We start from the raw sequence: 9,848 nt of genomic DNA, 5'->3' as shown, positions 1-9,848 counted from the left end.
AGGCCTCGATCGCCTTCTTCAAGGTCGATCAGGCGAATGCACGCAAGGCCCAGGCCGCACACCATCCCGTCCATCAGGCGATCAGCCCGGCCAAGACCAGGCCTGCCGCCAAGGCGCCGATTGCCAGGGCACCGGCTGCCCGCGCCGACAACAGCGTCGCCGCGCAGCAGGCCCGCCTCAAGGGCTTCTCCCTCGACATGTCCATGGGTGGGCCTGACGCCGATGATGCCGAATTCAAGGAGAGCGCGTAAATGGCTGTGCCCGACTCAGAAGCCCAATATGTGACCTTCGGCCTCGACGACGAATGCTTTGCCGTTCCCGTCGAGGTGGTCAGAGAGATCCTGGATCATCAGGATGCCTTCCGCATTCCGCATGGGCCGGACTATCTGCTCGGCCTGCGCGACGTGCGAGGCCAAGGCGTACCGGTCATCGACCTGCGCCTGCGCCTTGGCATGTCCAGAACGACAAAGACCCCGCATACCCGCATCCTCGTCATCGATGTGAAAATCGCCGACAAGGCGCTGACGCTCGGCCTCGTTGCCGACCGGGTCTTCGAGGTCACGTCCTTCAAACATCAATCGGTCGAAAGCGCCCCCGATATCGGGGTGCGTTGGCCGTCCGAATATATTGCGGGCGTCGTGCGCCGGGAAACTGGATTCGTTGTCATCATCGACCTGGCGAAACTCTTTTCGCCGGCCGACGCGGTTTCGCTGGTCAGCGCGGACGCCGGTCGGACCGTTGCCGGATCCGCCGCCATTTGAGTGAGAGTTAAAGTGCCAGCCCAGGATCTGAGAGACTACGGTGACAACGGGTTAAGCCGGCGGAACTTCGACCAGCTTGCCCGCTACATTTACGACTATAGCGGCATCAAGATGCCACCCGGCAAGCGCACCATGCTGGAGGGGCGGTTGAGGCGCCGGTTGAGGGCAACCGGCATCATCGATCTTGATGACTATTGCGACTACCTCTTCAAGCGCGGCGGCATCGATCGCGAGGCCATACACCTCATCGATGCGGTCACGACCAACAAGACCGATTTTTTCCGGGAGCCGAAGCATTTCGAGCATCTGGAAAGCTCCGCCTTGCCTGAGCTTCTGGCAGCCGGCCACCGCCGGCTGCGCGTCTGGAGTGCAGCCTGCTCCATCGGAGCCGAGCCCTACACCATAGCCATGGTGATAGAGGATTATCGCGAAGCCAACGGTGCGCCGGATTACAGCATTCTCGCCACCGATCTTTCCACAGATGTCCTCAAGGCGGCCCGCAGGGGCGTCTATCCGATCGCGATGGTCGATCCGGTCGATCCGCAAAGGCGCGAACGCTATGTGATGGAGGCCCGCGACCCGCAACGCGGCGAAGTGCGCATCCATCCGACATTACGCGCAAGAATCGGCTTCGGCCGTCTCAACCTCATGGATCGGGCCTATGATATCGGCGACAAGGTTCACATCGTTTTCTGCCGCAACGTCCTGATCTATTTCGACAAGCCGACCCAGGAAAAGGTGCTGTCCCGGCTTTGCGACAAGCTGGTTCCGGGCGGCTTTCTCTATGTCGGTCATTCCGAAACTATCAGTGGGCTCAACCTGCCGGTGAAGCAGGTCGCCAACACGGTTTTCAGAAAGGTCTGACACATGGCCAGAAAGATCCGCGTGCTTATTGTCGACGACTCCGCCAGCGTGCGCCAAGTGATGACACAGGTGCTCTCGGCGGATCCGGACATCGAGATCATGGGGGTCGCCGCCGATCCCTTCGTGGCCGCGAAGAAGATTCAGGAAGAAATTCCCGATGTCATCACGCTCGATGTCGAAATGCCTCGCATGGATGGGATCACCTTCCTGCGCAAGCTGATGGCGCAGCGCCCCATTCCGGTCGTCATGTGCTCCTCCCTGACCGAGGCCGGTTCGGAAACCCTGATGCAGGCGCTGGAGGCCGGCGCCGTCGACGTCATCCTGAAACCCAAGATCGCGGCCGCCGATCATCTGGCGGAGACGGCCGCGATGATCCGGGAAACCGTCAAGGGCGCCGCAGCAGCCCGGCTTGGAACCACGCGTCGGCGCCTGGTTGCCGCAAGCGGACCGACTGCCAAGCTGACAGCCGATGCGGTGCTGCCGCCGCCGAGCGGCAGGGCCATGGCCAAGACCACGGAAATGATCGTCTGCGTGGGCGCGTCCACGGGCGGCACGGAGGCGCTGCGCGAACTGCTGGTGGCACTCCCGGCCAACACGCCCGGCATCGTCATCGTGCAGCATATGCCGGAGAAATTTACCGCTGCCTTCGCCAAACGCCTGAACAGCCTTTGCGAAGTCGAGGTCAAGGAAGCCGAACACGGCGATCCTGTGCTGCGCGGCCACGTTCTGATCGCACCCGGCGGTAAGCACATGCTGCTGGAACGGCAGGGCGCTCGTTATGTCGTTTCCATTAAGGAAGGTCCGCTCGTCTCCCGGCACCGGCCGTCCGTCGACGTCCTCTTTCGCTCCGCTGCACGATCGGCTGCAGCCAACGCCATGGGCATCATCATGACCGGCATGGGAGACGACGGCGCCCGCGGCATGAAGGAAATGCACGCGGTCGGGGCCTTTACCGTCGCCCAGGACGAGGAGACATCCGTCGTTTTCGGCATGCCCAAGGAAGCGATCGCCCATGGTGGTGTCGACAGGACCGTGGCGCTCGATCAGATCGCCCGCGAGATCCTGGCTGCCGATAAACGGCATTGATGGTAACGGTGCGCAAAGCCGCTGCCGGGGCGGATTGCAGCCTCATTCAAAATGGTTTGTTAACCATAAATGCGTAACCATCTCCACAAGCCATGACAGCCCTTCGCCCATCCCATTGCGTTGCCCGACCGATCACCCCACGGAGTGCCCATGGCCGTTCTGACCTTTGCCAATACGAAAGGCGGCGCCGGCAAGACCACCGCCGTCGTCATCGTCGCCTGCGAGCTCGTCAGAATGGGCTTTTCGGTGGCTGTGCTGGACGCCGACCCGCAGTTATGGATTTCCAAATGGTATGAACGGATGGGCGACAGGGCCCCATCCTCGCTATCCGTCATTCCCTATGTGACAGCCGCCAATCTCGGCCAGCATGCACGCAAGCTGCGCGACGAGGTCGATTTCCTTCTCATCGATTTGCCCGGCGCCCGCAGCCCCCTGCTCGCACAGGCGCTCGGCTATTCGAACTATGTGCTCATCCCCGTCCAGGGATCCGCCATGGATGCGGAGGGCGCCACCAATGTCATCGAGCTTCTCCAGTATCTGGAAGATCGCGCCGATATTCGTATCCCGCACTCGGTCGTGCTGACCCGCGTCAATCCGATGGTCACCACGCGTGCACTACAGTCGGTGAAAGAACTGCTCTCTAGCCGGCGGGTCCATGTGCTCTCCACGCCCATCATCGAGCGCGCCGCTTATCGCGAAGTCTTCGGCTATGGCCAAACCCTCTATTCGATCGACCCGGAAAGCGTCAGCAATCTCGACAAGGCCCGGCAAAATGCTCAGGCTCTCGCCCAGGAAGTTCTGCGCCGCATTCTACCCTATAGCGGCCGCGTCGATCAGACAAAGGCCGACGAACTCAAACGCTCGGCCTGACGAGCGCCCAGGTTTATGGGCCTATTCGCCGCCTGCGCGGCGCGTGGTGACGCAGCGCGTTGGCGACATGCTGCCGACTTCGTACACGTAAAACGCCGGCTGACGCGCTTGCCCTTTGCGTTGCCTTTTCGGCAATTAATAATCCGCATAATTGTTCTTTATTAGAACGCTGAATTCCCCCATCATCGCTCCATCGGTGGATAACGAGACGAAAAGTCCGATCGCCCGATCAACAGGGGAACTATCAGAATGTCTCAATTCATGATGAATCGGCGCCGCTTCCTATCCAATGCTGCGTTGGTCGGGGGTCTCGCCGCGACGCAGACTTTCATCGGTATTCGCGCCGGCAAGGCTGCCGATGTCGCCGAGGTCCGCATGCAGCTCGGCTGGCTCGCTTCCAACGGCCTGATCGGTGAAGTCGCGGCCCAGAAGAAGGGCTTCTTCACCGAACAGGGCATCGATCTCACCATCGTGCCCGGCGGTCCGAATGTCGATGGCGTGGCCGGCGTGGCCGCTGGACAATCTACCATCGGCCAGATTTCTTCGAGCCCCTCTGTCATGCTCGCGCGCTCGGCCGGCATGCCGGTCAAGGCGTTTCTTGCTGGTTATCGCAAGCACCCCTTTACCTATTTCTCGTTGAAAAAGGCGCCGATCCGCGAGCCGAAGGACATGATCGGCAAGACGATCGCCACTCAGCCCACCGCTTTCATCCTGCTGCGCGCCCTTCTCGCCAAGAACGGCATTCCGGAGGACAAGGTGAAGATGGTCAACATGGGCTCCGACATGAACCAGCTGATCACCGGCCAGGCCGATGCGGTGACCGGCTGGGTGACGAATACCAATGCGCTGAAGGTGCTGGGAGATGATCGCGTCGACATGATGCTCTGGGATGCCGGCCTACAGCTCTACGCCAACGTCTACTACACGACCGACGAGCAGCTGGACAAGCATTCCGACGTGCTGGTCCGCTTCACGACGGCAGCCGCCAAGGGTTGGGGCTATGTTCGCGACCATCCGGAAGAAGCCGTCGGCATGCTGGTGGAAGCCTATCCCAATCTCGACAAGGCAAGCGAACTGGAGGCAGTCCATTCGGTCATCGACTTCTCCTTCGGCGACAGCACCAAGCAAACTGGCTGGGGCGCGATGAACAAGGATAATTGGGCGGCTCAGATCAAGGCCTATGCCGACCTGAAACAGTTTGCCGGCACGGTTCCGACCGTCGACGATGTTGCCACGATGGCGATCCTCGATGCGACGACCGACATTCGCAAACAGATCGGGTGATACGATGATGAGTGCCGCCACCATCAAGGAGCCGATGCCGCGTGCCGAAACCGCACGGCTTGCGGTCTCCGTTCGCGATCTCGACATCCGCTTCGGAGACAGGGGCAATGAGGTCACCGCCCTGTCCAACGTCTCAGTCGATATTCCCGAGGGCTCGTTCGTCACCATGCTGGGACCATCGGGCTGCGGCAAGTCGACCCTGCTGCGCTGCATCGCCGACCTCGTTCACATCAGCAACGGCTCGGTTTCGGTGTTCGGCCGGCCGCCGCGCCAGGCACGCGAAGGCCGCGATTTCGCCTTCGTATTCCAGGAGGCGACGCTGCTGCCATGGCGCAGCGTCATCGACAATGTCCGCCTGCCGCTCGAAGTCGGCAGGCACGACAAGAGCTCCTATGCCGATCCGATGGAATTGCTCACATTGGTTGGCCTGAAAGGACGCGAGAACGCCCTGCCGCATGAGCTGTCGGGCGGCATGCGGCAGCGTGTGGCGATCGCCCGCGCATTGGTGACAAAGCCGCGCATCCTGCTGATGGACGAGCCGTTCGGCGCATTGGACGAGATCACCCGCGACAAGCTCAACGAGGAGCTGCTGCGCATCTGGCGGGAAACGGGAACCACTATCATCTTCGTGACCCATTCCATCCCGGAGGCGGCCTTCCTCGGCCAGCATGTGCTGATGCTGCAGGCCCATCCCGGCCGGGTGAAGGAATTCATGAAGGTCGACCTGCCCTATCCCCGTGCGCTTTCCATGCGTGACACCGTGGATTTCATCAGGGTAACAGCCCATCTGCGCGCCCTGCTGGAGGAATGCATATGAGCAACGCCGTGCACTCCGAAATCCGTGGGGTCACCAAGGCGCCGCGCAAGGTGGCTCTCCTCGATGCGACCATCGGCGTCCTGTCTTCGAACATGCCGGCGATCCTCGCCGCACTCGGCTGCATCGTGCTGTGGCAGGCCGTCATCTGGATCTTCAAGATCCCGACCTTCATGGCGCCAGCGCCGGTCGATGTCCTCTATGCGTTTCGCGACAATGCCGCGACACTGACACGCAATCTCTTGCCGACGCTGCTCGAAGCCGTCCTAGGTTTCGTCTTCGGCAATCTCGTTGCGATCCTGCTGGCGATCTGGTTCGTTCACAGCGCAACCGCAGAGAAGGCCTTCTATCCAATTGCGGTCTTCATCAAGGCGATCCCGATCATCGCCGTCGCGCCGATCCTGGTCCTGATCTTCGGCAACGGCGTCGCCCCCAAGATCATCATCGCCGGCCTCATCTGCTTCTTCCCGACGCTGGTCAACATGGTTCAGGGTCTTCGCTCGGCGAGCCCCGCAATGCTCGATCTCATGAGGGTTCTTTCGGCCAGCAATTCCGAAATCCTCTGGAAGGTTCGTCTTCCAAGCTCGCTGCCCTTCCTCTTCGCCGCCCTGAAGATCGCGGCGACCAGCAGCGTCATGGGGGCGATCGTGGCCGAATGGATCGGGTCCAGTTTCGGGCTCGGCGCGCTCATCATCGAGGCAACCTATAATTTCCGCTCGCCGCTTCTCTACGCAACGGTGGTGATTGCCGCCCTGCTCGCCGTGATCCTGTTTTTCATCGTGTCGATCGCCGAGGCGAAGATGGTCCGCTGGAAACCGGCCGGCCAGCACTGAGCGCTCAAGAACAACATCAAGGAAACACCAATGACACAGGTTATTCATCAGCCTGCACGGGATATCTCTGTCGTCGATCGCTCCGATGTGGTGGTGGTCGGCGGCGGCCCGGCCGGCATCGCAGCAGCGGTATCAGCCGCGAGGAACGGCGCAAGCGTCACGCTTCTCGAACGCTATCCCTATGTCGGCGGCCTTGCCGCCGGCGGCATGGTGCTGGTGCTCGACGACATGATCAACGAGCTTGAGATTACCGTGCGCGGCATCTGCATGGAAATGATCGAGCGGATGAAGGTCTGGGGCCTTTGCGTCACGCCGACCGATCGCGACCGCCTGATCGAGTTCAGGGAGACGCCGGAGGCCTGGCAGCGCTGGGCGCGTTGGGGTCTCTTTGACTTTCACACCCAGGCGATGCCGCATCCGATCTGCTTTTCGGCGGCATTCGATCCCGACGCGTTCAAACGCGCCGCCTACGACATGATCGGTGAAGCCAAGATCAAGCTTAGAACCCATAGCTGGTTCTCCTCGGCTATCGTCGAGGATGGGACGATCAAGGGCGTGATCTGCCAGACGAAGGAAGGCATGCAGGCCATCCTCGGTGACGTCGTCATCGACACGACAGGCGATCTGGATGTGGCCGCCAGCGCCGGCGCTGCGCATATCGAATCCAATTTCATCCTGACGACGGTTTCGCGCTGGGGCGGCGTCGATACGGAGGCCGCCGAGCGCTTCGAACGGGAGGAGCCCGAAGCCTTCAAGGCGCTCGATCACGAGGCCAAGCGGCTGATCGGCGGCTGCTGGTCCTTCTGGTGGCTGAAAACCCCGCTGCCGGGCATCGTCTGGCTGAACTGCCCGCATATGCCGACACTGAGCGGCCTGAAAGTGGCGGATCTGACCAAGGCCGAGATCGAAGGCCGCTCGCGCATAGCCAAGCTGCTCGAATTTGCCCGCCAGAAGATGCCGGGCTTCGAGAATGCCTATGTCGTCGATTTCGCACCGCAGACCGGAGTGCGTCAGACACGACAGCTGGAAGGCGCCTACGTCGTTACCAAGGACGACGTCATGTCGCGCCGTCACTTCGCCGATACGGTCTGCCGTGGTCGCGACTACTACACGCCCTACCGGGCGATGTTGCCGAAGGAGATCGATCAGCTGATCGTCGCCGGCCGGCATTATTCTGCAACCCCGCAGGCACAGAAGGCCAGTCGGGAAATCCCGCCCTGCATGGCGATGGGCGAGGCGGCGGGGGTCGCGGCAACAGTCGCCCTCAACGCGGGAACGACCGTCCGCAAGGCCGATGTCAGTGCAATACAGAAGCAGATGCGGGCTCAGGGAGCCGATCCCGGCGACATTCCCTCGGAGAACGCGACATATTTGGAGGCTGCAGAATGACGACTTTGCCACTCGACGGAATTCGCGTGATCGATTTTACGCAGGTGATGCTTGGCCCATCCTGCACGCAGGTCCTGGCGGATTATGGTGCCGAGGTCATCAAGATCGAGAAGGTCAAGATTGGCGATCTCTCCCGCTGGTCGCTCGGCTCCGATCCGGACGGCCTTAACAATCCCGTCTTCTGCTCGTTGAACCGTAACAAGAAGAGCCTGGCGCTGGACCTGAAAGATCCGGCGGCACAAAAGTCCGTGCTGACGCTGATCGAGACGGCCGATGTCGTCGTCAACAATTTCCGCCCTGGCGTCATGGAACGCATGGGCTTCGGCTACGAAGACCTGAAAAAGATCAACCCGCGCCTGATCTATGCCGTCGGCACCGGCTTCGGCTTAAGCGGCCCCTACCAGCACAAGGGCGGCCAGGACGTGCTGGCGCAGGCCGTCTCCGGCGTCATGCGCCGCAAGTCCGACAGCAGCCATCCGACGTCAATCTACGCGACGCCGCTCGCCGACTATTCGGCCGGCATGCATCTCGTCCAGGGGATTCTGCTCGCTCTCCTGCAGCGCGACAAATCAGGCGAAGGCCAGCAGGTGGCCGTCAGCCTCTACAATTCCATGATCGCCATGCAGATGCAGGAAGGCACGACGCATCTGATGCGGCAGAAGGACCTGAACTGGGGCGCCTTCCCGCTGACCGGCGTTTTCGAAACCACGGATGGCGCCATCGTCATGGTCGGGGCCTTCAAGCCAAATCCGCTGCGCGATATCTGCGAGGCGCTCGAAATTGAGGACCTGTCGCAGTATCCGCACTACAAGGATTTCGACGCCCAGATGGCGCGGCGGCCGGAATTGCAGGCGATCTTCCGCGACAATTTCGCCAAAAACAGTACGGCGCACTGGATCGAGCGGCTGGAGGGTGTCGATATCCTTTGCGCGCCGGTGCGCTCACTGCCGGAGGCGCTGAAGGACGAACAAACCGTCATCAACAAGATGATCCTTGAAGCCGGCGAGACGGCGGCTGGTCCGATCCGCCTCATCGGCTCGCCGATCGATATGTCTTCAGCGCAGGTGACCGTGCGGATCGCGCCACCGCGACTTGGCCAGCACAATGACGAAATCCTGGCTTCGCTTTCCGAACTCCAGGGAGACGCGGCATGAGCGTCGCCTTTTCAGTCGAGGATCGGGTCGCGCGCGTGACGCTCGACCGGCCGGACCGGATGAACGCCGTCGACGCCGAGACCGAGGCGGAGCTTGACGCGATCTGGTCCGAGATAGAACGGCGCGACGATATCAGCTGCGTTGTCCTGACCGGTGCAGGCGAGAGAGCCTTCTGCGCCGGCGCCGACCTAAAAGGCGGCAGCGGCAGTTCCGGGGTCGACTATTGGGCTGTCGGACGCGAGAACGGCTTTGGTGGCCTCGCTTTTCGCCGCTCACTCGACGTGCCTGTCATTGCCCGCGTCAACGGCTATGCGCTTGGCGGCGGCTTCGAGATGGTGCTCGGCTGCGATATCGTCGTCGCCGTGGAAACCGCCCGCTTCGGCCTGCCTGAGGCGCGCGTCGGCCGCATGCCGCTTGATGGCGGCATGATCCTGCTGCAGCGCAAGATCGCCTTCAATCGCGCCATGGCCGTCATGCTGACAGGACGGCAATTCAGCGCCGACGAGATGGCGGGCTTCGGCATCGTCAACGAGGTCGTGCCGGCTGCAGAGCTTGACGCCGCCGTCGATCGCTGGGTCTCGGATATCGTCGCCTGCGCGCCGCTGTCGTTGCGCGCCATCAAGCAGACGGTGAACCGCACCGCCCATCTGAGCCCGGCGGAAGCCCAGGCCCTGAGAACGCCGGCCCTGATCAAGGCACTGAAAAGCGAGGATGCCATGGAGGGTGTCGCTGCCTTCAAGGAGAAGCGCGCTCCGATTTGGCGCGGCAAGTAGGCATGCTATAGCTTCGAGAT

Annotated in this window: 10 protein-coding genes and 1 pseudogene; all 11 read left to right on the top strand. The window is 61.8% G+C overall.

Annotated elements, in window-relative coordinates:
- Positions 1-251 (top strand): annotated as a pseudogene (locus FHT29_RS28815) (methyl-accepting chemotaxis protein); the annotation flags it as partial.
- Complete coding sequence (locus FHT29_RS28810) at positions 252-761, top strand: chemotaxis protein CheW (RefSeq protein WP_113108824.1); 510 nt, start codon at positions 252-254, stop codon at positions 759-761.
- Positions 762-773: 12 nt separating this feature from the next.
- Entirely contained in the window at positions 774-1,625 is an 852-nt protein-coding gene (locus FHT29_RS28805) for a CheR family methyltransferase (RefSeq protein ID WP_037191746.1), read from the top strand.
- Positions 1,626-1,628: 3 nt separating this feature from the next.
- Positions 1,629-2,711 (top strand): chemotaxis response regulator protein-glutamate methylesterase, encoded by a 1,083-nt coding sequence (locus FHT29_RS28800; RefSeq protein WP_037191748.1) that lies wholly within the window; start codon positions 1,629-1,631, stop codon positions 2,709-2,711.
- 150 nt (positions 2,712-2,861) lie between these two features.
- Positions 2,862-3,581, top strand: coding sequence for a ParA family protein (locus tag FHT29_RS28795; RefSeq protein ID WP_037191751.1), 720 nt, complete (start codon positions 2,862-2,864; stop codon positions 3,579-3,581).
- A gap of 249 nt (positions 3,582-3,830) precedes the next feature.
- Complete coding sequence (locus FHT29_RS28790; protein ID WP_113108823.1) at positions 3,831-4,865, top strand: ABC transporter substrate-binding protein; 1,035 nt, start codon at positions 3,831-3,833, stop codon at positions 4,863-4,865.
- Positions 4,866-4,869: 4 nt separating this feature from the next.
- The gene (locus FHT29_RS28785) at positions 4,870-5,682 is read left to right on the top strand and encodes an ABC transporter ATP-binding protein (RefSeq protein WP_168600701.1); all 813 of its coding nucleotides are present in this window, start codon (positions 4,870-4,872) and stop codon (positions 5,680-5,682) included.
- The gene (locus tag FHT29_RS28780) at positions 5,679-6,512 is read left to right on the top strand and encodes an ABC transporter permease (protein ID WP_037191759.1); all 834 of its coding nucleotides are present in this window, start codon (positions 5,679-5,681) and stop codon (positions 6,510-6,512) included. The genes FHT29_RS28785 and FHT29_RS28780 overlap by 4 nt, the downstream gene beginning before the upstream one ends.
- Before the next feature lie 30 nt (positions 6,513-6,542).
- Entirely contained in the window at positions 6,543-7,901 is a 1,359-nt protein-coding gene (locus tag FHT29_RS28775) for an FAD-dependent oxidoreductase (protein WP_047561647.1), read from the top strand.
- Positions 7,898-9,055 (top strand): CoA transferase, encoded by a 1,158-nt coding sequence (locus FHT29_RS28770; RefSeq protein ID WP_047561649.1) that lies wholly within the window; start codon positions 7,898-7,900, stop codon positions 9,053-9,055. The genes FHT29_RS28775 and FHT29_RS28770 overlap by 4 nt, the downstream gene beginning before the upstream one ends.
- Positions 9,052-9,828, top strand: a complete 777-nt coding sequence (locus FHT29_RS28765; RefSeq protein ID WP_168600700.1) for an enoyl-CoA hydratase-related protein — start codon at positions 9,052-9,054, stop codon at positions 9,826-9,828. Before FHT29_RS28770 ends, FHT29_RS28765 begins: the two co-directional genes overlap by 4 nt.
- The last annotated feature ends 20 nt before the right edge of the window (positions 9,829-9,848 follow it).

This window comes from Rhizobium sp. SG741 (assembly GCF_012275435.1).
Classification (GTDB): Bacteria; Pseudomonadota; Alphaproteobacteria; order Rhizobiales; family Rhizobiaceae; genus Rhizobium; species Rhizobium lusitanum.
Note: the sequence above shows the minus strand (reverse complement) of the source record. Positions and strands in the feature narration are given on the sequence as shown.